At 51.6% G+C, this 24683-nt stretch carries 21 protein-coding genes; 14 read left to right on the forward strand and 7 right to left on the reverse strand.

Annotated elements, in window-relative coordinates; all coding sequences use genetic code 11:
• Positions 1-76: 76 nt before the first annotated feature.
• The 3 genes from DFER_RS21095 to DFER_RS21105 all read right to left on the reverse strand — a co-directional run bounded on the left by DFER_RS21095 (position 77) and on the right by DFER_RS21105 (position 4813).
• A complete protein-coding gene (locus tag DFER_RS21095) occupies positions 77-2458 on the reverse strand; it encodes a M1 family metallopeptidase (RefSeq protein WP_015813679.1) in 2382 nt (793 codons plus the stop codon).
• Between the two features lie 27 nt (positions 2459-2485).
• The gene (locus DFER_RS21100; RefSeq protein ID WP_015813680.1) at positions 2486-3112 is read right to left on the reverse strand and encodes a HupE/UreJ family protein; all 627 of its coding nucleotides are present in this window, start codon (positions 3110-3112) and stop codon (positions 2486-2488) included.
• 207 nt (positions 3113-3319) lie between these two features.
• Entirely contained in the window at positions 3320-4813 is a 1494-nt protein-coding gene (locus tag DFER_RS21105; protein WP_015813681.1) for a M14 family zinc carboxypeptidase, read from the reverse strand.
• Positions 4814-5093: 280 nt separating this feature from the next.
• Here DFER_RS21105 and hisH point away from each other — a divergent pair, with 280 nt between their 5' ends.
• From hisH to DFER_RS21170, 13 genes are all read left to right on the forward strand, one after another.
• On the forward strand, positions 5094-5681 hold the full coding sequence (gene hisH / locus DFER_RS21110) for an imidazole glycerol phosphate synthase subunit HisH (RefSeq protein ID WP_015813682.1): 588 nt from the start codon (positions 5094-5096) through the stop codon (positions 5679-5681).
• A gap of 23 nt (positions 5682-5704) precedes the next feature.
• The gene (hisA, locus tag DFER_RS21115) at positions 5705-6427 is read left to right on the forward strand and encodes a 1-(5-phosphoribosyl)-5-[(5-phosphoribosylamino)methylideneamino]imidazole-4-carboxamide isomerase (RefSeq protein WP_015813683.1); all 723 of its coding nucleotides are present in this window, start codon (positions 5705-5707) and stop codon (positions 6425-6427) included.
• A gap of 3 nt (positions 6428-6430) precedes the next feature.
• Positions 6431-7204: an imidazole glycerol phosphate synthase subunit HisF gene (hisF, locus tag DFER_RS21120; protein ID WP_015813684.1), complete on the forward strand. Its 774-nt coding sequence runs from the start codon at positions 6431-6433 to the stop codon at positions 7202-7204.
• An 83-nt stretch (positions 7205-7287) separates the two neighbouring features.
• Complete coding sequence (hisIE, locus tag DFER_RS21125) at positions 7288-7929, forward strand: bifunctional phosphoribosyl-AMP cyclohydrolase/phosphoribosyl-ATP diphosphatase HisIE (protein ID WP_015813685.1); 642 nt, start codon at positions 7288-7290, stop codon at positions 7927-7929.
• 13 nt (positions 7930-7942) lie between these two features.
• Positions 7943-8278: a phage holin family protein gene (locus DFER_RS21130; RefSeq protein WP_015813686.1), complete on the forward strand. Its 336-nt coding sequence runs from the start codon at positions 7943-7945 to the stop codon at positions 8276-8278.
• 60 nt (positions 8279-8338) lie between these two features.
• Positions 8339-8677 carry a phage holin family protein gene (locus DFER_RS21135; protein WP_015813687.1) on the forward strand — a complete coding sequence of 113 codons (339 nt, stop codon included), beginning with the start codon at positions 8339-8341 and terminating at the stop codon, positions 8675-8677.
• A 97-nt stretch (positions 8678-8774) separates the two neighbouring features.
• Complete coding sequence (locus DFER_RS21140; RefSeq protein ID WP_015813688.1) at positions 8775-9179, forward strand: hypothetical protein; 405 nt, start codon at positions 8775-8777, stop codon at positions 9177-9179.
• Positions 9176-9949 carry a phosphoglycerol geranylgeranyltransferase gene (locus DFER_RS21145; protein WP_015813689.1) on the forward strand — a complete coding sequence of 258 codons (774 nt, stop codon included), beginning with the start codon at positions 9176-9178 and terminating at the stop codon, positions 9947-9949. The genes DFER_RS21140 and DFER_RS21145 overlap by 4 nt, the downstream gene beginning before the upstream one ends.
• Before the next feature lie 149 nt (positions 9950-10098).
• Positions 10099-10281: a hypothetical protein gene (locus DFER_RS21150; RefSeq protein ID WP_041735386.1), complete on the forward strand. Its 183-nt coding sequence runs from the start codon at positions 10099-10101 to the stop codon at positions 10279-10281.
• 34 nt (positions 10282-10315) lie between these two features.
• Positions 10316-10963, forward strand: coding sequence for a hypothetical protein (locus DFER_RS21155; protein WP_050774711.1), 648 nt, complete (start codon positions 10316-10318; stop codon positions 10961-10963).
• Between the two features lie 25 nt (positions 10964-10988).
• On the forward strand, positions 10989-14321 hold the full coding sequence (porU, locus tag DFER_RS21160) for a type IX secretion system sortase PorU (protein WP_015813691.1): 3333 nt from the start codon (positions 10989-10991) through the stop codon (positions 14319-14321).
• A gap of 104 nt (positions 14322-14425) precedes the next feature.
• Positions 14426-15583 carry a type IX secretion system outer membrane channel protein PorV gene (gene porV, locus DFER_RS21165; protein ID WP_015813692.1) on the forward strand — a complete coding sequence of 386 codons (1158 nt, stop codon included), beginning with the start codon at positions 14426-14428 and terminating at the stop codon, positions 15581-15583.
• Positions 15584-15660: 77 nt separating this feature from the next.
• Complete coding sequence (locus DFER_RS21170) at positions 15661-16941, forward strand: M16 family metallopeptidase (protein WP_015813693.1); 1281 nt, start codon at positions 15661-15663, stop codon at positions 16939-16941.
• On the opposite strand, the gene DFER_RS21175 is transcribed toward DFER_RS21170, so the two are convergent.
• The gene (locus tag DFER_RS21175; protein ID WP_015813694.1) at positions 16942-18270 is read right to left on the reverse strand and encodes a cryptochrome/photolyase family protein; all 1329 of its coding nucleotides are present in this window, start codon (positions 18268-18270) and stop codon (positions 16942-16944) included.
• A gap of 181 nt (positions 18271-18451) precedes the next feature.
• On the opposite strand from DFER_RS21175, the gene DFER_RS21180 reads away from it, so the two are divergent.
• Positions 18452-19315, forward strand: a complete 864-nt coding sequence (locus DFER_RS21180) for a 3-keto-disaccharide hydrolase (RefSeq protein WP_015813695.1) — start codon at positions 18452-18454, stop codon at positions 19313-19315.
• A gap of 408 nt (positions 19316-19723) precedes the next feature.
• On the opposite strand, the gene murA is transcribed toward DFER_RS21180, so the two are convergent.
• Genes murA through DFER_RS21200 form a run of 3 tightly spaced genes read right to left on the reverse strand, consistent with a single transcriptional unit; the run spans position 19724 to position 24674 of the window.
• The gene (gene murA, locus DFER_RS21190) at positions 19724-21031 is read right to left on the reverse strand and encodes a UDP-N-acetylglucosamine 1-carboxyvinyltransferase (protein WP_015813697.1); all 1308 of its coding nucleotides are present in this window, start codon (positions 21029-21031) and stop codon (positions 19724-19726) included.
• Between the two features lie 44 nt (positions 21032-21075).
• Positions 21076-21879 carry a DUF4290 domain-containing protein gene (locus DFER_RS21195; protein WP_015813698.1) on the reverse strand — a complete coding sequence of 268 codons (804 nt, stop codon included), beginning with the start codon at positions 21877-21879 and terminating at the stop codon, positions 21076-21078.
• Between the two features lie 14 nt (positions 21880-21893).
• Positions 21894-24674 carry a C25 family cysteine peptidase gene (locus DFER_RS21200; protein WP_229206073.1) on the reverse strand — a complete coding sequence of 927 codons (2781 nt, stop codon included), beginning with the start codon at positions 24672-24674 and terminating at the stop codon, positions 21894-21896.
• Between the last annotated feature and the right edge of the window lie 9 nt (positions 24675-24683).

The following is a 24683-nucleotide window of genomic DNA, read 5'->3' on the forward strand; positions in this document are numbered from 1 at the left end:
AATTTCATTTTGAATTTACATAAAAAAGCCCTTCCAAATCAGACTCGGAAGGGCTTTCAACATTATCGGTATAACGCTAATTCTTGGGATCGGTACTGATCTTGCCGGCGCCTACGCCTTGCTGCTGCATCGGGTTAGGCGCTTTTCTCAGTTGTTGCTGCTTGAATATCTGGAACCTCGTAGGCTGCGCAATGCGCGGGAACGAGTTGTTTTCCGTGTCGATGTCGGCAATTTGCTGGTAAGGATCGAGCGTCCATTGAACGACTTTTTTCTTGGTCGAAATCACCTTATTAATCTGCTTGTCGTTGAAACGCCAGATTTCGGCCGGGTACACCGCCACAGAATCGGTGCCATCCTCGAAGCCCATTTTCACGATCACAGGCATCGGTACGCCGCCTTTGTTTTTGATAGACAATGTGTAAAAGTTGGTATTCTCCTGGATCAGCCGACGTTCGTTGTCCGACAGTGTCGCCAGGTATTGCTCGTACTTCTGCTTGTCGGCGTCGGTTACCTTGAACGGATCATAGCGATTATAGAAATCGGCCATCGTCGAATCCTGCGCCACCACGGTTTCACCCTTGGTTTTGGCATCCTGGATTTTGCTCATCGTCTGTTTCTTGCGTGCGTCTTCCTGGCGTGCTATTTCTTTTTCAATAGCCGGGTTTTGCGTGTCGATGCTGAACCAATCCACCGTTACCAGGTCCTGGTCCACCGGCTCGGTACCGTAAAACCAGCCTTTCCAGAACCAGTCGAGGTCCACGCCCGACGCGTCCTCCATGGTGCGGAAGAAGTCGGCAGGAGTGGGGCTTTTGAAACGCCAGCGGGTTGCATATTCTTTAAACGCGTGGTCGAAGAGCTCGCGGCCCATGATGGTTTCGCGGAGAATGTTCAGGGCCGTTGCCGGCTTGCCGTAGGCATTCGGGCCGAGGCCGATTACATTTTCAGCGGACGCCATAATGGGGCTCAGCACCGATTTATCCGACGACATATATTCTGTGATCTGGTTGGGCTCGCCGCGGCGGGTAGGGAAGTTGTAGTCCCATTCCTTTTCGGCCAGGTATTGGCAAAATGTGTTTAAACCCTCATCCATCCATGCCCACTGACGCTCGTCGGAATTAACGATCATCGGGAAAAAGTTATGGCCGACCTCGTGAATGATCACGCCGATCATGCCGTATTTCACAGCCTCCGTGTAAGTGCCATCTTCCTCCGGCCGGCCGCCATTAAAGCTGATCATCGGGTATTCCATCCCGCCGCCTGCAACCGAATGGCAGGAGATCGCAACTGGATAAGGGTATTCGAATGTGCGTGCACCGTAAGATTTCAGCGTGTGGGCCACCGCGCGGGTCGAATATTGCTCCCAAAGCGGGTTGCCTTCTTTGGGATAAACAGACATACACCAGATCTTACGGCCGCTTTTGTATACATCGCTTTGCATGGCGTCCCAGATGAACTTCCGGCTGCTCGCAAATGCAAAGTCACGCACGTTGTCGGCCTTATAAATCCACGTTTTCTTGCCCGGGTTTTTGTTTTCGCGCTTCTCAGCCTTTTCGGCTTCGGCCTGGGTGACGATCATCACGGGCGTTTTGGAAGTTTCGGCTTGTTTGAGGCGCTGTTTCTGGGTTGCCGTGAGCACTTGCGCGTAGTTCTGGCATTCGCCGCTGGCGGCTACCACGTGGTCGGCGGGGACGGTGATAGCTACCTTATAGTTTCCAAAAATCAATGCAAACTCTCCCTGGCCGAGAAACTGCTTGTGGTTCCAGCCATTCACGTCGTCATAAGGCGCCAGGCGCGGGAACCAGTGGGCAATGAAGTAATTGGCATTGCCGTCTTTGGGAAAAAACTCATAGCCGCTGCGGCCGTAGTATTCGGTGATATTGTAGTTCCAATCCACGCTGAAAACGAATGCGGTCCCGGTCTTCATCACAATGGGCAGGTCAATGCGCATCATCGTGCCGTTGATCGTGTAGGGGAGTGCCTTTCCGGCCTTGTCCTTTACGGCCGTGATTTTGTAGCCATATTCAATTTTAGGGTCCAGCGTTGCGCCGCGGGCGCTGTTCATGTCCTGCAATTGCGTGGTGGTCATGCCTTTTTCATTCACCGTGCCGGTGCGCGAGCGGGCTGCTATGCCGTCATTTTTGAAAAGGTTCTGGTCGAGCTGCATCCAGATGTATTTCAGATCATCCGGGGAGTTGTTGAAGAACGTGATCGTTTCCGTTCCGGTAATGCGCCGGTTTTCGTCGTCGAGTTCGGCTTTAATATCGTAATCGGCACGTTGCTGCCAGTACTCTTTTCCCGGAGCGCCCGAAGCGGTGCGGTAGGTATTGGGTGTGGGCAGCACGGTGCCCAGCTGTTCAAAGCGGTCGTTGGCCTGGTAATTGGGTGAGGTTGGCAGCTGCTGTGCTTTCGTGCCAAGCGACACGAGCAGCATCAGTAACGGGAGCAGCGTTCTTTTCATAATTGGTTGGTCATAAATAGTTGTTTGTCATGAATTCACAGGCATGCCTGTAAGTGTGCGGAACAGTTCGTTGTTAAGGATCAGGGATAGCGCCATGCCAAAAATAATGCCTGACAATACCTGTATCCAGCTCAGTTTCTGAACCCTCAGCAGCTCGATCATCGCGAACGCAATGACTAATATAATAAACACGATGATGAGTTGTCCCAATTCTAGCCCGACATTAAAGCCTAGCAACGGATTGAAAATGTCGGCTTCCTGACCTAAAAGTGCCCTCAGGTAATTGGAAAAGCCCAATCCATGGATCAGCCCGAAACCCAGCGCAAGCGGATACCGGAATGCCGGATGCTTTTCTTTCGGTGCATAGGAATTCTTGGGCATGCTATGGAAAAAGTTCAGGAAAGCCGTGATAAGTATTGTAACCGGAATAAGCAGCTCGATCCAGTCGGCATTTACATTCACATAACCCAGCGTGGACAACGCCAGCGTGATCGAATGCCCCGCTGTGAAGGCGGTTACCAGGATGACCACTTTTTTCCAGTCCACCAGGGTGTAGACCGCGCAGATGGCCATAATGAACAGAATGTGATCATAGCCGTTGGAATCAGTAATGTGGCTGAATCCTAATTGGAGGTAAGCCAGAAATTCGGACATTAAACTTGGATTAGGATAGTGAGACCCGACATTTTAGTTGTCAAGACAAAAATAGATAAACCCGAAGATATTTCTTTCAGTACTGTAAACCAACTAAGTCAGTAAAAAGCGACAGCCGCGGCAAAACTACGGCTACATCCAAGCGGCAATAAAAATGCCCGGTTCCGGTGGGAACGCGGGCATTTGGTATTTGAATGCGGCGCAGATCTATTCCACAATTCCCTGTCCTTTTTCCGCATTAAAGTTGTCCAGATCATGAACAAAGCCGTTGATCACGGCATATTTCACTTTTCCGGCCTTTTTGAGAATGAATGTCGCGGTGTTGCCGAGGCCGGGCGTGCCCGAAGGCGCCGCTTGACCGCTCCGCAGAATGTGCAGGGGTGTCGTTGTGAAATACAGGCCCAGCGCACGCGTGTTCGCGTCGGGGGCGAGGCGCACGTAGGTGTAGCCTTCCCTGAGCAGGTTGAGGGCGTTCAGTTTGCTGATCTCGCTCACATTTTTGTATGCCGTTGGATAAACCTTGCCTTTTTCAATGGTATAACCTGTGGCATCGAGCTCCTGGCTGCCGTATTGCGGATGCAGGTCGCCGAAATCCTCGATTTTACTGTAATAGAAAAACTTCGTCGCATTCGAGTAGCTAACTTCGTTGCGATTTATTCCAAGGTCCGATGTAAATGATTTGCCGGCTTGCCTTACCGTCGCATTTCGTACGACGAGGTCATATACCCACCGCCCGTTTTCGGGAATGTCGTAATATTCTTCGCGTTTTTCCTTCGTTAGCGAATTGTCCGAAATCTTGTCCAGTGCGGATAAAATGGCCATAAAGTTGAGCTGGCGGATATATTGCTTTTCCGGGTCGCCCACATAGCCGCCCGATTCGATCAGGACCAGGGTAGTGCCCCATTTCTGCACATTATCCCCGAATCCGCGCGGTTCGTGGTCGTCGGCGTAGCGCGCCACCTGGCCCGGGATGTACTTTTGCAGGACCTTATTCATGCCCACGATGAGCTGCATGGAGCGCTGGCGCACGTCGTTCACAGATAGCTCGTAGTCGTAGGAAGTCGCGAGGAACGAAATCGTGGCCACTTTCGGGCTGCGGCCGGCCGAGTAGCGGGGGCTCTGGTCGTGAAGGTTGAAGCCGTAATCCGGTTTCAGGCGGTCTACGAGGCCTTTCAATATCTGTGCTTCGGGCGTCTGGCGGGCGGCGGCATCTCGGTTCATGTCGATGCCCTGCATCGTGCGGCGCTGGTAACGCTCGGCGCCGTCGGGGTTGAGCATCGGCACGAAATACAAGGTGGTATTGTCCAGCAGCTTTTTACGGAGGTCGTCGAAACCGTCGTTTTTACCTTCCAGAAAGTTGAAAATGTCAAAGCTCGCCATCGTGGCGGTAGGCTCGTCGCCGTGCATTTGCGTCCACAGGAGCACTTTCTTCTTGCCGTTCCCGATTTTGATCATCTGAATGGTGCGTCCTTCGAAGGATTCGCCCACTTTTTCGATCTGGTACATGGCGTTGCCTTGCCGCCTGGCAATCAGCGGGAGAATGTCTTTTTGCTTAAAACGGCGCTGGGTAAGGGCCTGTTCGCGGTAAGTGGGATGTATCTTGAAGAGGCGATCGGCAAGGTCTTTGTTTTGTGCCTGGGAATCAACGGTAATCAAGGTAATGAGCAGGAAAAATAGTGGCAGAAAATTTCGTTTTATCATGGTTCCGGGCCATTTGTTAAACGCAAGGTACGAAGTTTTTCTAAGCAAATTTTAATGTAATATTTACGGCAGTATAGTCCGCTTATTGTAATTTTTACTTACATTTGTGGCATGTTAACAGCTGAAACATATCATTTGCATCACGGCCTCTTGGCTTTCGGACGTCTAGGGTGATGTGTTTTTGCAAGTAGTGTTGTAATAAGGTTGAATACATAGTATCCCAGAAGCCCGATTGTTAAGATCGGGCTTTTTTGTTGTCGATTTCAAGCAAAAGATTGGTATGAAAACCGTCATTATCAAATACAATGCAGGCAATGTGCAGTCGGTCATGTACGCGCTCGACCGCATCGGCGCGAGCTACCTTTACACCGACGATGAAGCCGAAATCCGCTCCGCCGACAAGGTGATTTTTCCGGGCGTGGGCGAGGCCAGCACCACCATGAGCTACCTCCGCAATGTAGGCCTCGACAAGGTGATCCCTTCATTGAAACAGCCCGTGTTCGGGACGTGCGTGGGCATGCAGCTCATGTGCCGCTTTTCGGAAGAAAACAATACCGACTGTATGGGCATTTTCGATGTGGACGTGAAGCGTTTTCCGGCGGATGCAGGCCTGAAAGTGCCGCATATGGGTTGGAACAATATTTCCGGCTACCAGTCGCCGCTCACTGCGGGTTTGCCGGACAATGCGTACGTGTATTTCGTACACAGCTACGCGGCGCCGATTTGCGAATACACCGTAGCGAGCTGCGATTATGCGTTGCCGTTCAGTGCGATGCTGCATAAGGACAACTTTTACGCCGCCCAGTTCCACTGCGAGATCAGCGGGAATGCCGGCCAGCAAATCCTCGAAAACTTTCTCAAACTCTGATAAAACAGCCTTTCCCAAGCCCCATGATCCAAATTATCCCGGCTATCGACCTCATTGAAGGCAAATGCGTGCGCCTCACCCAGGGCGATTATGGTCAGAAGAAGATTTACAACGAAAACCCGCTGGAAGTAGCGCTGCAATTCGAAGACGCCGGGCTGAAAAGGCTGCATTTGGTGGACCTCGACGGTGCAAAGGCCAAAAAAGTCGTTAACTGGAAGGTGTTGGAAAAAATTGCTTCCAAAACTTCGCTTCACGTGGATTTCGGCGGCGGCGTGCAATCGGATGACGACCTGAAAATCACATTCGGAAGCGGCGCGAAGCAGGTTACCGGCGGCAGCATTGCCGTGAAGCAGCCCGATTTGTTCGAGCATTGGCTTAAAACGTACGGCGGCGATAAGATCATCCTCGGCGCGGATGCCAAAAACGAGAAGATCGCGGTGAGCGGCTGGGAGGAAGGTACGAGCATCTGGGTGTATGATTTTGTGGAAGAATATGTGGAAAAGGGCGTTAAATACACCATCAGCACCGATGTAGCAAAGGACGGTCTACTCCAAGGCCCTTCTTTTGATTTATATAAAAACCTCCAAGACAAATGCCCCGACCTGAACATTATCGCCAGCGGCGGCATTGCGGGTATCGAGGATGTGGAGAAACTGGCAGAAATGAATATCTACGGCGTGATCATCGGTAAAGCGATTTACGAAAACCGGATCAGCCTGGCCGATTTACAGCGTTTTTCAGTTTAAAATATGCTTACAAAACGAATCATTCCCTGTCTGGATGTAAAGGACGGCCGGACGGTCAAAGGGGTCAATTTTGTGAATTTGCGGGACGCCGGCGATGCCGTCGAACTCGGGGCAATGTACGCCGCACAGGGCGCCGACGAACTGGTATACCTCGACATTACCGCGACGGTGGATGGTCGTTCGACATTTATCGACCTCGTTCGCAGAGTAGCGCATACGATTAATATCCCTTTTACCGTCGGCGGGGGCATTTCGTCGATCGCGGACGTGTCGGCGCTCCTGCATGCGGGCGCGGACAAGGTGTCGATCAACTCGGCGGCGGTGCGCAACCCCGACCTGATCAATGAACTGTCGCTCGAATTCGGCAGCCAATGCATTGTAGTAGCCATTGATACGCGTTATATCGAAACGGCAAACGGTTTTGAACACATCGTGCACACGCACGGCGGCCGGAAAGCGACAGAAATACGCTCGATACCCTGGGCGAAGGAAGTGGAAGACCGCGGCGCTGGTGAAATCCTACTGACATCGATGGATACCGACGGGACAAAGAACGGCTTCGCGCTCGAACTGACCGCCACGATATCGGGTAATGCGAACATTCCGGTGATCGCTTCCGGCGGCGCGGGCAATATGGCGCATTTTTACGACGTATTTACATCAGGAAAAGCCGACGCCGGACTGGCAGCCAGCATTTTTCACTTCCGGGAAATCGACATTCCGGATTTGAAGGAATACCTGAAAAACAAGGACCTGCCGATCCGGATGACCCGGTAGTGGCGCGGAGTTTTATTACACCAAATGAACCGGCAGGCCCCATGCTGCGGCCCGAGCGGATGTTTTAATCGAAAGAACCAAAAATGAGCGAAACGTTTTCTTCCATTGACTTTAACAAATCGGCCGACGGACTTGTACCGGCCGTGATTCAGGACGTAAATACCGGTAAAGTGCTGATGCTCGGCTACATGAACGCCGAAGCGCTGGATGTAACCCGGCAGCAGGGCACGGTCACGTTTTTCAGCCGCAGCAAACAGCGCCTTTGGACAAAAGGGGAAACGTCCGGAAACTTCTTGTTCGTAAACGAGATTGCCGCCGATTGCGACGGCGATACGCTGCTCATTAAAGCAACGCCTGCTGGCCCGGTTTGCCACACCGGCGCGGACACTTGTTTTGGGGAAAAAAATAGCCAGCCGGAAATTGCTGACACACGTGCGGGCGAGGCTGCATTCCTGAATTATCTTCAAAAAGAAGTGATCCGTGAAAGAAAACTCAATCCTTCGGACGAGTCTTATACGAGCAGCCTGTTCAAAAGAGGAATCAATAAAATCGCGCAGAAAGTAGGGGAAGAGGCGGTGGAAGTGGTGATCGAATCGAAGGATAGCGACGACGATCTTTTCAAGAACGAGGTGTCGGATTTGCTGTTCCATTTGCTCGTTTTGCTCGAACAAAAAAACATTGACTTAGATGAGGTAATTGACGTACTTCGTAGCCGTCACCAATAAAAACCGGATCCGTATGAAGTTACTCCTACGACTTGTAATCAGTACTTTGGCGATTATCGTCGCCGCAAATTTGGTGCCCGGAGTTGTGGTTGCGAGTACGGGCACGGCTTTCATCGTCGCCATTGTGTTGGGAATTCTGAACACATTCCTCAAACCCGTCCTGCAAATTCTCGCATTGCCGATCACGATCCTGACGCTGGGCTTATTCTATTTTGTCGTCAACGTCTTCATTATTTACCTCGCTGCGTCGCTCGTAGACGGGTTCCGGGTCGATGGTTTCATTTCCGCATTATTCTTTGGTTTGATCGTTTCGGTCGTTTCGGCAATCCTTGGTATGTTTTTGGATTAATGTGGAAAACGTCTGTTGTTCAGACTTTAAAACATTTCACATGATTTGAAAATTACCGCTATGTTGAGTCAACTGGAAGAAATCAAGGAAACCCTTTTTAAATATTTCGAAACACGCATCGATCTATTTAAGATTGAGACCCGTGACAAGATCGAGCGGGCAGTTGTAATGGGGATCTATGCGGCCATACTGCTCGGTATCGGTCTCACGATCCTGATTTTGCTGGTCATATTGCTGGGAACGCTCCTGAACGAGTGGCTGGACAGCGACTACCTGGGCTTCGTCATATTGCTCGGCGTTTTCATTCTCAAACTGGCAATTATCATCATCTGGAAAGAAACTTGGATTAAACTGATCCGTAAAATTATCGTTCGTTTTGTCAGCGTGAAGGAGGAATAATGCTTTTTGGCTGCTTTATTTGGCAATAAGTTTCTCTGAATTGCTATTTTTGGATTCCTTTTGAAAAATTCTCAGGCACTATTTAAACAGATATGAAATGAGTTCTTCAATAGATTCTTCGGTTAAAATCACCAAGCCGTTTTCATCGGATACGGACAAGGACAAAGAAGGTTTGTTGCAGGACGCCGATCTGTACCGCGAAAAGCTGGAAACACAATGGAGCGGGCTGAAACAAGAGGCCACTACTTATGGCAAGCAGGCGTTGGTGATCGGCGGGGTTGTAGCGACTACTTTTGTTGTTATGAATGCATTGCTGCCAAAGGGAAAAAAGAAAAAGGAAGTTTTGGTCACGCCGGTTGAGCCTGTCGAAAAGAAGGTCGCCAAAATCAAAACCCAGTCGGCGGTCGGACAAGCCGTTCAAAGTTTAGCCTGGACATTGGCTGTGGGATGGGCGCGCCAGAAGCTGAAACATTTAATTGATGACGAACGTAAAACCGAATGAAAGCAGCGAAACATCAAATCGCAGACCTCCTTTCCGAACGTAAGGCAGAGAAAAGGAAATCGTTTGCTGTTCTCTTAGATCCCGACAAAATTAACCTTTCCACATTCCCGAAATTCCTCGAATACGCGGCTGGGCACGGCGTTGACTTTTTTTTTGTAGGCGGCAGCCTCATCACTAACTACGCCATCGACAAGCTGATCGCCGCCATTCATGAGTATACCGACATTCCTGCGATACTTTTTCCCGGCAGCAGCCTGCATATCGAGCCTTCGGCCGATGCCATTCTGCTCCTTTCGCTGATCTCCGGCCGCAATCCCGAGCTGCTCATCGGCCAGCACGTTATCGCTGCACCGTTATTGAAACGAAGCGGCCTGGAAGTGTTGCCCACGGGCTACATGCTCATCGAAAGCGGTAAGCTCACCACGGTTTCATACATTAGTAATACTACACCGCTTCCCCGCGATAAGCCGGGCATCGCAGCCTGCACCGCACTGGCGGGTGAATATCTGGGCCTCAAAAACATCTTTCTCGACGCCGGCAGTGGCGCGCAGTTTCCCGTTCCCGCCGAAACCATCGCAGCCGTCCGCGGCACGGTGGACACGCCGATCATCGTCGGCGGCGGCATCGATTCCTACGAAAAAGCCGACAATGCATTAAGGGCAGGTGCGGACGTGATCGTGGTAGGCAACGGCATTGAAGCCAACCCGGAATTGTTACCGGAAGTTGCTGCCTGTGTGCGGGCTCACAACGAAAAACTGCTAAGTGTTTAGGGGGAATGGCAGAATTAATAGGACAAATTATAGTGAATTAAGAATTTTCTAAGGAAATTTTAAGTTCTTGGAAAAATACAAACTCAAAATTTAGGAATATTCAATTCGATCATATTACCTTTGCATCGAACCTTAATTACACCCAAGAAATGAAAAAATTCTTTGCATTTGCGTTTGTTGCCGGGATGGTAGCTTTCGCTGCTTGTACTAGCAAACCTGCTGACGAATCAGCTGATACTACTGCTGTAACTGTTGAAACTCCTGCGGTTGACACTACTGCTGTTGATACTGCTGTTGTTGTTGATTCTGCTGCTGCTGATACTACTAAGTAATCAGACGTACAAGTCGAAAATCTTGAAAAGCCCTATGAAAGTAGGGCTTTTCTTTTTTTATTCGGGGATGAAAAACGTGTCTTTGGGTTCGTATGTGCCGGATGGGGCAGCTGATTATTGCCAGGAGTTGTACCGCACCCACCGGTTTGATTTTTTCCTCTCGCGCCCGCGCCGCACCCGCCTGGGCGATTTCACGGTGAAACCCGGCATGGTGCCCAGGATAACCGTCAATGTCAATCTCAATCCGTACAGTTTCCTGATTACTTACCTCCACGAGGTGGCGCATTGCGTGGTACATGAGAAATACAAAGGCCGAGGCCGCAAACGGGTGGCGCCACACGGTGCCGAATGGAAGCACGAGTTCCGCGAACTGCTCGTTCCGGTAATGCACGAAAGTATTTTCCCGGCAGACATTCTCATGCATTTGCTTCGTTATGCTCAAAACCCCGCCGCGTCCACCGGCGGCGACCAGAAACTATTTAATGCGCTCAGAAGATACGATGAGCAGGAATTGAATACCGGCAAAGTAAGCCTGTTTCAGCTGGATGAAGGCACCAACTTCGTATTCCAGAACAGGACTTTCACCCGCGGCACGCTCCGCCGTACGCGCGTACTCTGCACGGACAAAGCCTCTCAGCGACTTTACACCATCCCCGCTCATGCATTGGTTGAAGCATGCTGATGTCCGGAAGATAATACTTCGCACAATGCCGGTTTGCCTGGCATTGCTGAGTTCCTTTTTTACACATGCACAAAAATCGGTATTGGCGGAGGGCACCTGGTTCAGACTGGCTGTGACCGGGTCGGGCATTTGCCGCGTCGACGCTGAACTGCTCTCCGGAATGGGCGTCGATATCGCATCGGTGAACCCGGTGGGGATCCGTATTTACGGCAACGGCGGCGGCATGCTGCCGCAGTCGAATAAGGCGGGATATGTCAATGCATTAACGGAGAATGCGATCTGGGTGAGTGGTGAAGAGGACGGCAGATTCGACAAAGGTGACGCCGTTTACTTCTACGCAGAAGGCCCGCACGTGATAAAGTATGATGCCGCCAGCGACGAACTCCGCCATCAGATCAACTACTATTCCGATTCGAGTTTCTATTTCATCACTTTTACGTCCGACAAAGGCCTGAGGATCAAGTCGCAGCCCGCTATTGCAGCAGCGAAATCACCGATAGTCGGCACATTCGACGATTATTGGTTTTACGAAACGGAATCTTCCAATTCATTGAAATCCGGTCGCGAATGGTGGGGCGAATATCTGGCCGGCTCTTCCGGTTTCAGCACCGATGTGGATATGCCGGGTGTAGTGCCCGGCTCCGACTTCAAACTCAGAACATCCACGATCGGAGCCGCCCAGGTGCCGACGCGCTTCATCTGGCAGGTGAATGGCAGCGAAGCAGGGCAGGAGGCTATCGGTACGGTAAGCACCGGGACCTACGATGTGAAAGCATTGCGATCAGGGAATACTTATCTTATCAGGAACGCGCCGGCTTCGGGCAAATTTACCATCGGTGTAACCTATCAAAAGAATGGCCAAAGCTCGGCTGAGGCCTATCTCGACTATATCGGCTTGCAGGTGAAGCGCGAGTTACGGAATTATGGAGCGCAGCAGGTTTACCATTTCCTTCCCCAACCGACCGACACCGTTACCTACCAGTTTGCAGGTCCTTCCAACGGCGTAAATCTTTGGAATATCACCAATCCGCTTCTCCCGACTGCCATTACCGGGAAAGACGCGACAGGCGCATTCCGCTGGACGGCCCGGGGAGGCGAAAGCGTTCAGAAATACATTAGTTTTCAGTTTGAGGACGCACAGGCGCCCGTTGCAATACAACCCGTACTCAACCAAAACATTGCCGCCTCCGTCACGCCGGACCTGCTGATTATCACACCCGCTGAGTGGGTCGGTGAGGCAAACCGCCTGGCCGGATTCAGGAATAGCAATGATGGGCTGGATGTGCTCGTTGTCACAACCGACCAGGTTTACAACGAATACGCATCCGGCAGTTCAGACATCACCGCCATCCGCGATTTCGCCCGAAATCTCTACCAGAAGACACCCGGCAAGCTGAAATACCTTTTGTTGTTCGGCGATGCCACGTACGATTACCGGAATCTGCTTCGCAACCAATCTCCGGCGCAGCGCGCTGCCTGGGTGCCGGTGTACGAAAGCCGCGAATCGCTTAACCCGGTTTATACGTATTCGTCGGACGACTATTTCGGATTTATGGACGAAGCCGAGGGCGACTGGAACGAGCATGCGACAGGTGACCACACGGTGGACATTGGCGTGGGAAGACTGCCGGTAAAATCCCGGGAGGAAGCAAAGATTGTGGTGGATAAATTGATGCGCTACGAGACATCGTTCGGAATGTGGAAAAATGCGGTGAAGTTCGTGGCCGACGATGGCGACGGTAACATTCACCAGCGCCACGCCGATCAGCTTGCTAACCTGATCGGGGGCAGGATGTTTGCTACAAGGTCATTTATCGACGAAGTGCCGCAAACCACCACCGATGCCGGACAAAAGGCGCCGGCTATTAACAAGGCCATCCGCCATGCGATCGACAATGGAACGCTGATATTAAACTATACCGGTCACGGGGGCGTAAGCGGCTGGGCGGAAGAGCAGGTGCTGACCCTGGCCGACATGTTGTCGAGCCGTGGAATGAATAATCTGCCGCTGCTCATCACGGCAACCTGCGATTTTGGCCGTTACGACGATCCTGGTGTGGTATCCGGCGCTGAACTGATGGTATTGAGCCCCAAAGGCGCAGCTGTGGGCGCGATCAGCACCACACGGCCGGTATATTCAAGCACCAATTTTGCATTGAACAAAGCATTTTACGAAGCACTGCTGCACGCCAAACCGGGCGAGCGGCTGGGTGATTTTTTTCTCAAAACGAAAAACAATGCGCTGGCCGGCAGCCTAAACAGGAACTTTACGCTGCTCGCCGATCCGTCCATGACCCTGAGCCCCAGTCGAAAGGGAATTCGATGGACGTCGCAGCCCGACACATTGCGTGCATTGCAAAAGGTAACCCTGCAAGCGGAAGTATTCGATCCACGCACCGGCGCGATGGACGATGATTTTAACGGAACAGCCCGGGTGGTGGTTTACGATAAGCCCATCGAATTTCGCACGCTGGGAAATGGAGGCAGTGCCGAAACGTACACGGAGTTCCGCAGCAAGCTCTTCGACGGGCATGTGTCCGTGAAAAACGGGCGGCTGCAATGCACTTTGCAAATGCCGAAGGATATCGACTATCGCCTCGGTGCGGGGCGGATCAGCACTTACGCGGTGAATGCCGACAGTACCGATGATGCCTCCGCGCAGCTCTCCGTACTCATAGGCGGCAGCGCGGTGCAGCAAACCGACAGCATTCCGCCGAAGCTCGCGGGCTACCTCAACACGCCGGCTTTCAGGGACGGCGATACGGTGGAGCCATCGCCGGTGTTGGTGCTGAAAATGAGCGACGAAAGCGGCATCAGCATTTCGAGAGCGGGTATCGGGCATGACATAACGATGACCCTGAACGACACGCTCACGGTCGTTTTAAATGATTACTACCAGGCCGATCTGGATAATTATAAATCAGGTACGATTAACTATCCGCTGGATAACTTGCCTGCCGGAAAATATATAGTCCGTTTAAAAGTATGGGACACGTATACTAACTTTTCTGAAATAGCGTTCGGGTTTCTAGTAGGCCCTGCCAAGGGAATCCGGCTCAACACCTTTAAGATTTACCCTAACCCATTTCAGAAAGACCTTACATTGGAACTCGGGCATGACCGGGTGAATGAGGACGTAGAATTAATTTTTAATATATTGCTGGTCAACGGTCAACGTTTGGGAACATATCGAAAACTTTACTATAACAGCGAGCCGATTATTAGAGAAGAATGGGACATAACGCAATGGTTGAAAACAGTACCGTTAGCCGAAACGCTGGTTTACCAATTATCGGTCAGATCGTTAAAAGACAATTCTACCGTTCAAAAAGCCGGAAAGCTGATACGGTATCCTTAGGATAATAAAACTTATCAAATTTTTAGTAATAACTATCTTTCATTGTATTTTTGACCCTTTAAAGAAGCTGATACAAAGCACTTCCTATCGCAAATCCAATTTCTATGAGACTTTTTTTTGTTACATTATCCTCACTATTCTTTTTAACATCAGGTACGCTTTTCGCTCAGCAGGATTCTACAAGAAGAATCCCGGCATCACCACTTTCCTTTTTAACATTTGCCCCTGATGCGAGAAGTGCAGCGTTAGGAGAAGCCGGTGTAGCGCTCAGCCCGGATGCGAATGCGAGTTACTGGAATGCGGCAAAGCTTCCTTACAACACAAAAGACTTCGGCGTTTCAGCTTCTTACACGCCGTGGTTGCGCCACCTGGTGGATGATATGTGGCTCGGCTACCTCACAGCTTATAAGAAATTGGGCGACCGCCAGGCAGTAGCGCTTTCTTTCAACTACTTCAACAATGGTGAACTGGATTTGCGTAACGCGCAAGGCGATAATGTTGGTTATTTCAATTCACGCGAATTTGCGATCAACGGAACGTATTCACGTCAGCTTGGAAGAAACTTCTCCATGGGCCTTACCCTGAAATACATTTCGTCTAACCTGGCCGGAAACGCGGTGATCAATAACGTTTCACTCAGCCCTGCACGTGTTGCGGCGGGTGATATCAGCGCTTATTATAAAAAGGAATTCAAAAATGAAGACACCGGCAGCGAGTTGGTGTGGTCATTGGGTGCAGTGCTTTCCAATCTGGGTGGTAAGATCAACTACGGATCAGGCACTGAAACGGAGAACTTCATTCCAACGACTTTGAAAGTAGGTACCGGGTTGTCGTATACTGGCGACGGAAGAAACCGCTTCAACTTCATCATCGATTTCAGCAAACTGATGGTGCCAACCCCGGATGGAAAGACCAACGTGAACACCAAGCCATTGCTGAACGGTGTGTTCGGTTCATTCTCCGACGCTCCGGATGGTTTCAAGGAAGAAATTCAGGAAGTAGCCATCGCAACCGGTTTGGAATACTGGTATAACAATATCTTCGCTTTGAGAGCAGGTTATTTCGCAGAGAACAAAAACAAAGGCGACCGCCAGTTCTTCACAGCCGGTGCAGGTTTGCGCTTTGCCGACAAGTACGCGGTAGATTTCGCCTACATGTTCCCTACCAGACAGAACAGCCCGCTCGCGCAAACATTGCGCATCACCTTGTCGCTCGCACTGAACAAGGCTGAAAAGCTGGACGTGACCGACTCGGAAAACTAAGCATTAGCAGAATTTAATTTTTCAGAAACGAATGGCGTTATTGCGACGTCATTCGTTTTTTTATACTCATCATTCCCATGTCACTGGACCGCACCATTGCCCCTGATTTCAAAGTCATTCAAAGCATTCATCTGCCCGAACCGCAGAGCCATATCCTCGATAACGGGGTGGCGCTGCATGTGATCAATATCGGGGAACAACCTGTGGTGCGCCTGGAATGCATTTTCGAAGCGGGCAACTGGTACGAAAGCGAACTGGCGGCGTCGTACTTCGCCATCAAAATGCTGCCCGAGGGCGTGGAAGGAATGATGTCGCAGGAAATCAGCGAGGCGTTCGACAGGCTGGGCGCATTCACCGAAATGACCCACACGTCCGATCGCGCGGGCATCGTCGTTTATTGTTTGTCGCGCTTCCTGCCCGATGTGCTCCCGCTCGTCCAGAAGCTGATCCTCGGCGCTTCGTTTCCGGAAAAGGAGTTTAAGGAGTTGAAGAACATCACCGTTCAGAATTTGAAGGTAAACAAGGAGAAAACCGCTTACCTGGCCACGACGGAGTTCCGCGCGCTGCTGTTCGGCCTGGCACATCCTTACGGGCAAAGCCAAACCGAAGAAGGAATCGACGCATTGGAAATTGATGCCGTTTTGGAACATTACAGGCGATTTATCCGCAATGGAAAATGTACGCTGGTTCTCGCCGGACAGGTCACCGAGGCGAACGTCGCCCAGGTGAATGCGACGTTGGGCCAAACCGCCATCGCGGCCGAAACGGAACCGGTGTTGTTCCAGGCAGAGTCACCCTACCAGGGCAGCGAAGCGGTGGTGGAGCGGCCGGAGAGCGTTCAGTCGTCGATCCGCATGGGACGAGTGCTTTTCAACCGCCATCATCCCGATTATTTCAAAATGCTCGTCACAAACGAAATTCTGGGCGGTTACTTCGGGTCGCGGCTGATGAAGAATATCCGCGAAGAAAAAGGGCTAACCTACGGCATCTCGTCGCACCTGGTGACGCTGCGTAATGAGGGATATCTCATGATCGGTACGGATGTAAAGAAGGATTTTACCCAGCAGACTATCGATGAGATCAAAAAGGAAATACACCGCCTGCAAACCGAGCTGGTCGGCGCCGAAGAATTGCAGACGGTCAAGAGCTTTATGGCCGGAGAGTTCGCCGGCTCGCTGAACACCGCTTTCGAGGTCGCCGATCGCCGTAAAGTGTTGCTGTTGGACAGCCTGCCGGCCGATTTCTTCAACCAGTATATCGACCGCATCCACGCCACTACGGCCGATGACGTGATGAAAATGGCAAACCGCTATTTGCGTCCGGAAGATATGGTAACCGTAGTCGCGGGAGGCAAATAGCTACTGATTCGCTTTATCGAGCGCCGTTTTGTAGGCTTGGAGGCAACGTTCGCGTGCCTCTTTGTGATCGACCATCGGCTCAGGATATTCGTCGGTACCAAACTCGGGGACCCATTTTTTGATATACTCCATTTTCGGATCGAACTTCTCCGCCTGCGACGCAGGGTTGAATATCCGGAAGTACGGCGCTGCGTCGGTTCCTGATCCTGCCGCCCATTGCCAGCCGCCATTGTTGGCTGCAAGATCGTAATCCAGCAGTTTTTGAGCGAAATAGGCTTCCCCTAGGCGCCAGTCGATCAGCAAATGCTTGGAAAGGAAACTCGCCGTGACCATTCGCACACGGTTATGCATGAACCCGATCGCATTCAGTTGCCGCATTCCGGCATCCACCAGCGGATAACCCGTTTTTCCTTCGCACCACTTCTTAAAATCGGCCTTGTCGTAACGCCATTTGATCAAATCATAGGCCTTCCGAAATGCGTCACCTTTGCCCACGTGCGGGAAGTTGGAAAGGATTTGCTGGTAGAAATCGCGCCAGATCAGCTCGTTCAGGAACGTGTCGCTGTGCGCGCGTGCTTGCCGCGCGAGGTCGCGTATACTCACGGTGCCGAAGCGGAGGTGAACGCCGATCCGGCTTGTTGCTTCCATAGCAGGGAAATCGCGCTCTTTTGCGTAGTTTTTTAGCAACGTATCATCTACATCGGCGGGCGGAAAGTCGTAGTCGGTTTTTTCAAAACCCATTTCCCGCAATGAGGGCAATGCGCTGCCGTGCCATTGGTGAAAATGCCTGAAATACTTTTTAGTAGGGTAGGATTTGAGGTAAAAATCGTTGAGTTTCTGCTTCCAGGCGCGGCTATATGGCGTAAAAACGGTGTAGGGCGAGCCCTGGCCGCTGAGTATTTCCTGTTTTTCAAAAATGACCTGGTCCTTGCAGGTTTTGAAAACGATATCCTTCTGCTTCAATATCCGGTAAATAGCTTTGTCGCGGTCGGTAGCGTAAGGCTCATAGTCGGTGTTGGTATAAACCTCGGCGATGTCATGTCCGGCCACCAAATTCTCCCAGATTTTTTCAGGAAATCCGTATTCGACCATGATATCGGCTTCCTTTTGCCGCAATGCCTGCCGGATTTCCGAAACGGCCTTGTGAATGAACGTCAGTCGCGCGTCTGTCTTTTCTTCGAGGTCGTCGAGAATGTTCCGGTCGAAAATGAAGAGCGGAACGACCGGGTAGCCGGAGCGCAATGCGTAATAGAGCCCCGCATTGTCGTGCAGCCTGAGGTCCCGGCGAAACCAGAATATCGCAATTTTGTCTTTTGTTTTCAGACCCATATTAATATTAGCATGACTTACCTACGAAGTAAGTCCTTTTTTGGATTTGGAACCCGTTGGCGGGCGGGGTTTTTAATGATTGCCGGCGTACGAGTATGGTTTATCAAATCGTATATTTACTGCCCGTGTCGCCGGATGCAATGCAGGCACGGCGCAATGCAATCTTAACATAACCATATTCATGAAATTACAACTCACGATCCTGTTCAGCCTGATGTGCCTGATGGTTTTCGGTCAAAAGAATAATGCCGACAAGCAGGAATGGAAGCAGCTTTTCAACGGAAAAAACCTGGATGGCTGGGATATTAAAATCCGCGGCTACGAACTGAACGACAATTACAATAACACATTCCGGGTGGAAGACGGCAAAATGCTGGTTCGGTATGACAAATACGACGATTTCGCGCAGAAATACGGCCATATTTTCTACAAAGGTGATTTTTCCTACTACCGTGTGGCGGTAGAGTACCGGTTTGTAGGCGAGCAGGCGCCGAAGGGCGAAGGCTGGGCGTGGCGTAACTCGGGCGTGATGGTGCATGGGCAGCCAGCCGCGACGATGGGCAAAGATCAGGATTTCCCCGCGTCGATCGAAGTGCAGCTTTTGGGAGGCAACGACAAAACCCGCACGACCTGCAACTTGTGTACACCCGGTACCAATGTGGTGATCGATGGTAAACTGGTTACGCAGCATTGTGTCAACTCCAAATCAAAAACCTATAACGGCGACCAGTGGGTACGCGCCGAAGTGCTGGTACTGGGCGATTCGCTGATCCAGCATTTTGCCAATGGCGAAATGGTGCTGGAATACAACAAGCCGCAGCTCGGCGGCGGTAATTTGGGCGGCGCCACCGATCCGGAAGTAAAAATCGCCGGCAAGTTGCTCGATCACGGTTCCATTTCACTCCAAAGCGAAAGCCATCCCGTCGAGTTCCGCAAAGTAGAAATACTGGATTTGAAGGGATGTATGGACCCGAAAGCGACGAATTACAAGTCTTACTATGTGAAGGCGGATAATGGGAAGTGCACTTATGGGCGGAAAAAATGACGTTATTTGCCTTTCCGTTTGGTCACGTATCCGATCAACAGGGTTGTCAGCAAGCTGTAAAGTGCTAGGTTAAGAGCAGATCCAATAATTGTAACTGCGGGATGGTCACTTATCAGTTTCGAGGCTATAACAGCGATAGGAAATTGAAACAAGTAAAACACGTCCGCCACTAAGTCTAGGGCGGGCTTGTTAGCGGTAGTGCCGTCATCTTGTGCAATGGCGCAAAGCATTGAGAAGTAATACATGGTTGCAAATACTGCAAATAATATATAAAACGCCGGCCTGCTGAAATATTTGGATAACATAATTTCTGATGTAGTATCACAAGAAAAAGAGATTGCCTGTTAACGGCAATCTCTTTTTCTTAATGAATACCTTACGGCAGATATGTATTATTAAAAGGTCTATTTACAACCGCACAATCTCCGCGCCGATCGCGTTCAGGCGTGTGTCGATGTTCTGGTATCCGCGGTCGATTTGTTCGATATTGTCGATAATGCTTACGCCTTTGGCCGACATGGCTGCGATGAGCAATGCTACCCCGGCACGGATGTCCGGCGAAGTCATGCGGATGCCGCGGAGCTGTGTTTCGCGGTTATGGCCGATCACGGTTGCACGGTGCGGGTCGCAAAGGATGATTTGTGCGCCCATTTCGATCAGTTTATCCACAAAGAACAGCCGGCTTTCGAACATTTTCTGGTGAATGAGCACCGTTCCCTGCGCCTGCGTAGCCGTTACGAGCACAATGCTCAGCAAATCGGGCGTGAAGCCGGGCCACGGGGCATCGGCTACCGATAATGTGGAGCCGTCGAGGTAGTTTTCGATGCGGTAGCGTTCCTGCGCAGGGATGAAAATATCGTCGCCACGGAATTCCATTTGAATGCCCAGTCTCTTGAAAACATCGGGAATAATGCCCAGCTCTGGAATCTGGCAGTCTTTGATCGTGATTTCTGATTGCGTCATCGCCGCCAGACCGATGAAACTGCCGATTTCGATCATGTCGGGCAGCATCGTATGTTCGGTACCTTTCAACTCGCTCACGCCTTCCACAATCAGCATGTTGGAAGCAATGCCGGAAATTTTGGCGCCCATGCGGTTCAGCATTTTACAAAGCTGCTGCAAATAAGGCTCGCAGGCGGCATTGTAAATGGTAGTCGTACCTTCGGCCATTACCGCGGCCATGAGTACGTTGGCTGTACCGGTTACCGAGGCTTCGTCCAAAAGCATGAAAGTGCCTTTCAGGTTCGCGGCGTCGACGCGATAAAATCCGCCGTCTTCTTCGTCGTAGCTGAACTCCGCACCCAATTTCTCAAAACCCAAAAAGTGCGTGTCCAATCTCCTGCGGCCGATTTTATCACCGCCCGGACGAGGAATGCGACCTTTGCGGAATCGCGCCAGCATCGGACCCAGCAGCATGACCGAGCCGCGCAATGCGGCCGCTTTCTGCCGGAACGAGTCCGATTCGAGGTAATCGAGGTTGATATCGTCGGCTTCGAAACGAATGGATGATTCGCTCAAGCGGGTGCGGCGTACGCCCAGATCGCCCAACAGGTTGATCAACTGGTTCACGTCGCGGATATCCGGAATGTTATGGATCGTAACCGGCTCTTTGGTAAGCAGCACGGCGCAGATGATCTGCAATGCTTCGTTCTTGGCGCCTTGCGGCACGATTTCACCCTTGAGACGTCGATCCCCGGTAATTTTAAATGATGCCATAAAGATTTTGGGCAGTTGATACGCTATAAAGTGAAATCTGGTGATTACATGCCAGATTTTTTACGGTTGTTATTCCGGTTGTTGTTGTTATTGTTTCCGTTCCGGTTGGAGAATTTATTGTTCCGGTTACGGTTCTGATTGCCCTGGTTGTTGCCGCCCTGCCTGTCGGAGTTGTGCGACTGGGCTTTGAAGTTGTTGCCGCCGGTCTGGTTTACGCGGTTTCGCTCCTGGTTATTGTTCCGGTCTTTGGGCGCGGCATCGATAGGCCCTGATTTGCGGATGTAGTCGATTTCTTCTTTCAGGCGCCCTTTGCTAAGCTGTTCCAGCTGGCTCAGCAGCACGCTATCTTCGGGATTGTCCTTGTTCCAGGCGTTGAAGAACGAACGCATCAGGCGGAAAATGTAGGAAACGAATGCGAGGCGGTCTTCCGGATTCTCCGTCTGCGACGCTTTTTCCAGAAGCAAATCGATATTGCGGCCGTAGTGGCGGAATTGCAGGTTTTGCTGGTTGTACTCGACACGAAGCGGCTTTTTGCCGAGCGCCTCCGGCGATGGCGGAGGGAAAGGACTGTCAACGTCCAACTCGAAACCGGAAATAATGTACAGGTCGTCCCACAACTTATTGGTGTAATCCTGGTTATCCCGCATGTTGGGATGTATCTGACGCATAAGCTCGACCAGGATGTGCGCGTAGAGGGTGCGCTTAGCCTTATCCTCGATCCTGACGATGTGGTCGGCCAGTTTTTGTACGTTACTACCGTATTCTTTCAATGGGATATCTATTTTATAATGGACAAAAATAATAAGTTTTTGTGGAAACAAAATGAGGTCCAGCGGTAAAACAGGCATTCTGCGGCGCTGGCTCAGGGCGTGTAAAGCAAATGTCCCCGCATACTTTCAGCAGGCGGAGCCGTGTAGCTGCCGGCAACCGTGCTATGGATGGTGTAGTTATAAAGACCGGCCGGAATCCCGGGAGAATGAACGGGAGGCGTCCAGAAACACTCATTCCGCCCGGCAAAAACAGATAACGTTTTCCGGAAGATGGTCGTTCCCAGCGTGTTCCCGATGGTCAGTTCCAGCTCGGTAGCGGCCGGTCCGGGGTTTTGGATCGTGAACTTAAACCCCCTTCGTGACGGATTTGGCGAAACCATTGCCGTAATCGGTCCTTCGTGTTCAGGTACTTCAAAACGAATCCGGTAGGGTGCTGCGGAATGCGCGGCTTTGTCGCGGCACTGGATGGTGAGCAGGTATTTGCCGGGCATGAATACAGGGTGAAGCACGATCTCATAATGCTGCCCCGGAATGTTTTTTCCAACGGCGGCGCCGAGCGGCATTCTCACATCGGTGCAGCCTGCGCATTGTCTTTTCAGCCAAATGGCGATCATCGTCGTGTCGTTTTCGGCCTCAGGAATGCTTTCGTCGAAAATGCGGATTCGGATCGTCGGTTTTGATGAAACAATATCCCCGTTGATCAACTGCCTGCCGTCCACCGAAACCTGCATGACCGGCGGCAGGTCGTCGGATGGATTATCTGCGGTGGTATCCGTGCGCATTGACGGGAAAATGCGGATGGCCGGATCGCCGTGCAGGGTCATTTGTTGTATGGTAATGCAGTCGGGCATGCCGGGACTGCGCGCTAAGTTCCGGCGGATGGCTTCCTGCTGGATGATGCCGAAGGGCGCGTTGGTGAATGCAGGGTCGGCCAGGACTTCGTATAGGATTTCGGTGTAGCGTTTGAGTGCGGTCGACGGGCCGTTGAATGTGTGTGCCAAAAAAAGTACGGCGCCGCTTTCGGGAGCAAAAATCCAGTCGCTGCTCAATGTCTGCGTCGAATAAAAAATACTTCCCGCCGCACAGCCATTCACGATCACCGCCGGATAATGCGGGTGGTTCCGGTAATTCCGAGCCGGATCGCTGGCCCGGCCGATGTCGATGTCCGTCACATCAATGGAAGAATGCCCGAACAGCGTAACGAGCCCGACGCCCTCGTTCAAATGCCCATCAATGCGCACCGGTTCAACCGGACCGTCTGTCAGTTTTGAAATCGTAGTCACTTTGCCCGCCAGCGGTGTGTTTTCAAGTTTCTTTTCAAAAGACTGCACATAATTTTTAAACACATTCAACTCATCCCTGGACCTCCCGCCGCTTAAATGCAAAATGCGTTTGCGCCAGGCTGCTGTGGCTGATTCGGCTTCCATGGCCTTCACTTTCAGCAAGTAATGCAGCAGTTGCTGCGCATTCAATGCATTAATGCGGCCAATCGGCACGAGTGGCATCCGGGAGCCTTTGGTGGTGGCCAATGCAATATCGGAACCCGGCCAGCCAGCATTGGGTACCATGTCCGTTTGCCAGGAGTCTTTCATTTTTCGTGCCTTTTGCGGGTCTATCGACCTTCCGGCGAGCAGCACAAATTGCAGGTTGCCGTGATCACACAACCAGCGGATTGCATTCCGAATACCCTGCGGGCCTGGCTGGCCGGCATTGAACTGGTCAAAAAGTTCATAACTGTAAGCAGCCGAAGTGTGGTACCCGCCACCAGCCTCCGAAGCCCGGTACTGCGCATATTCAGCAACCACATCGAGCCCATTCACAGGTGTGCGCATGAGCGGATGCGTGATGATGAGGTATTCCGTTTGCGGATCAATGCGCTGGAACTTTACAATGCGCGGCGGCAGTGTGTTAACAGGTTCGGGCGCGACTCGCGGGCCTGCCTGCGGGTAGCGTATGCGCACGTACGAAACCGAGGCGTGCCCGCCGACGCTCATGCGCAGGAGCGTGAAAGTCAGTTGTCCCGTTTCATCAAAATCGTCAATGGATATTTGAAACCGGGTAGCCTTAGTTTCGCGGCCGGTCAGGTGTAAATCGACGATTCTTCTTCGCAGGTTTTTAGCATCACCCAGCCATAATGCAAATGCATGCGCTCCCGGCGACCAGCCTGCGAGGAGTATTTCGCAATCTATACCGGACGTTTTGCCTTTAAAAAGTCCGCTGGTTTTGAATGTAATTTCAACAGGCTTTCCCGCTGCTATTTCCGGGCCTGTCCAGCCTTCGCCTTCATCGTAGTCGGTGAGCAATGAGCCGTTTTCGTAGCTGCTTTCGGGAGGGAAAAACCGGCCGGGCAGGTAATGGGAAGTGTATAGCTGCATTGCTTCTTCCCAATGAAATGCTGCGCTGTCGGTAATGGTGCTGGGGCTGGGGAAGCGGGTCCGCAGGCCGGATTTGCCGGTTTGCCACGTCAGGAAGTAGGCGGTGGTGTCGGAGTAGAGGTTGTAGTAAGGGTGCGGCATTGCGTCGGGCGTCGCGTAGAGGGCGGTGTCAGCGTGGCCGTCATTTCTTTGGCCTGCAAATACAATGCAGCCGTCGCGGCCCAGCCTGCCCGATGGTTCTCCGCGGACTTCAACAGGCAATTCGTTTCCATGCGCGAATAGCTGAATGCCCGCTGCTACGATCGAATCTGGTGAAATGCCCGCTCGCGAAAGTTCGGCCGCGGTGATCTTGTGAAGGCCCGTCGTTACCACCGGAATCCGCAGGTAGGTCAGGTTGTAATCGATCCATTCGTTGCCGTAGTGCGCTTGGGCATGGCATGCGCCGTAAACCGCCATGCAGCAGAGGATCAGTAGGGTATGTGCAAAAATCCTTGTCATCGTTTTTTA

Origin of the sequence: Dyadobacter fermentans DSM 18053 (assembly GCF_000023125.1) — a bacterium.
Classification (GTDB): Bacteria; Bacteroidota; Bacteroidia; order Cytophagales; family Spirosomataceae; genus Dyadobacter; species Dyadobacter fermentans.

What these genes read in the sequence shown, in the direction of transcription:
- hisF (WP_015813684.1), top strand. Translation starts at nt 6,431, where the DNA reads ATGCTTACAAAACGAATCATTCCCTGTCTGGATGTAAAGGACGGCCGG.
- DFER_RS21170 (WP_015813693.1), top strand. Translation starts at nt 15,661, where the DNA reads ATGTCACTGGACCGCACCATTGCCCCTGATTTCAAAGTCATTCAAAGC.
- hisIE (WP_015813685.1), top strand. Translation starts at nt 7,288, where the DNA reads ATGAGCGAAACGTTTTCTTCCATTGACTTTAACAAATCGGCCGACGGA.
- DFER_RS21145 (WP_015813689.1), top strand. Translation starts at nt 9,176, where the DNA reads ATGAAAGCAGCGAAACATCAAATCGCAGACCTCCTTTCCGAACGTAAG.
- DFER_RS21135 (WP_015813687.1), top strand. Translation starts at nt 8,339, where the DNA reads ATGTTGAGTCAACTGGAAGAAATCAAGGAAACCCTTTTTAAATATTTC.
- DFER_RS21175 (WP_015813694.1), bottom strand. Translation starts at nt 18,270, where the DNA reads ATGGGTCTGAAAACAAAAGACAAAATTGCGATATTCTGGTTTCGCCGG.
- hisA (WP_015813683.1), top strand. Translation starts at nt 5,705, where the DNA reads ATGATCCAAATTATCCCGGCTATCGACCTCATTGAAGGCAAATGCGTG.
- DFER_RS21200 (WP_229206073.1), bottom strand. Translation starts at nt 24,674, where the DNA reads ATGACAAGGATTTTTGCACATACCCTACTGATCCTCTGCTGCATGGCG.
- DFER_RS21105 (WP_015813681.1), bottom strand. Translation starts at nt 4,813, where the DNA reads ATGATAAAACGAAATTTTCTGCCACTATTTTTCCTGCTCATTACCTTG.
- DFER_RS21130 (WP_015813686.1), top strand. Translation starts at nt 7,943, where the DNA reads ATGAAGTTACTCCTACGACTTGTAATCAGTACTTTGGCGATTATCGTC.
- porU (WP_015813691.1), top strand. Translation starts at nt 10,989, where the DNA reads ATGCCGGTTTGCCTGGCATTGCTGAGTTCCTTTTTTACACATGCACAA.
- murA (WP_015813697.1), bottom strand. Translation starts at nt 21,031, where the DNA reads ATGGCATCATTTAAAATTACCGGGGATCGACGTCTCAAGGGTGAAATC.
- DFER_RS21180 (WP_015813695.1), top strand. Translation starts at nt 18,452, where the DNA reads ATGAAATTACAACTCACGATCCTGTTCAGCCTGATGTGCCTGATGGTT.
- DFER_RS21195 (WP_015813698.1), bottom strand. Translation starts at nt 21,879, where the DNA reads ATGCCTGTTTTACCGCTGGACCTCATTTTGTTTCCACAAAAACTTATT.
- DFER_RS21095 (WP_015813679.1), bottom strand. Translation starts at nt 2,458, where the DNA reads ATGAAAAGAACGCTGCTCCCGTTACTGATGCTGCTCGTGTCGCTTGGC.
- porV (WP_015813692.1), top strand. Translation starts at nt 14,426, where the DNA reads ATGAGACTTTTTTTTGTTACATTATCCTCACTATTCTTTTTAACATCA.
- hisH (WP_015813682.1), top strand. Translation starts at nt 5,094, where the DNA reads ATGAAAACCGTCATTATCAAATACAATGCAGGCAATGTGCAGTCGGTC.
- DFER_RS21155 (WP_050774711.1), top strand. Translation starts at nt 10,316, where the DNA reads ATGAAAGTAGGGCTTTTCTTTTTTTATTCGGGGATGAAAAACGTGTCT.
- DFER_RS21150 (WP_041735386.1), top strand. Translation starts at nt 10,099, where the DNA reads ATGAAAAAATTCTTTGCATTTGCGTTTGTTGCCGGGATGGTAGCTTTC.
- DFER_RS21100 (WP_015813680.1), bottom strand. Translation starts at nt 3,112, where the DNA reads ATGTCCGAATTTCTGGCTTACCTCCAATTAGGATTCAGCCACATTACT.
- DFER_RS21140 (WP_015813688.1), top strand. Translation starts at nt 8,775, where the DNA reads ATGAGTTCTTCAATAGATTCTTCGGTTAAAATCACCAAGCCGTTTTCA.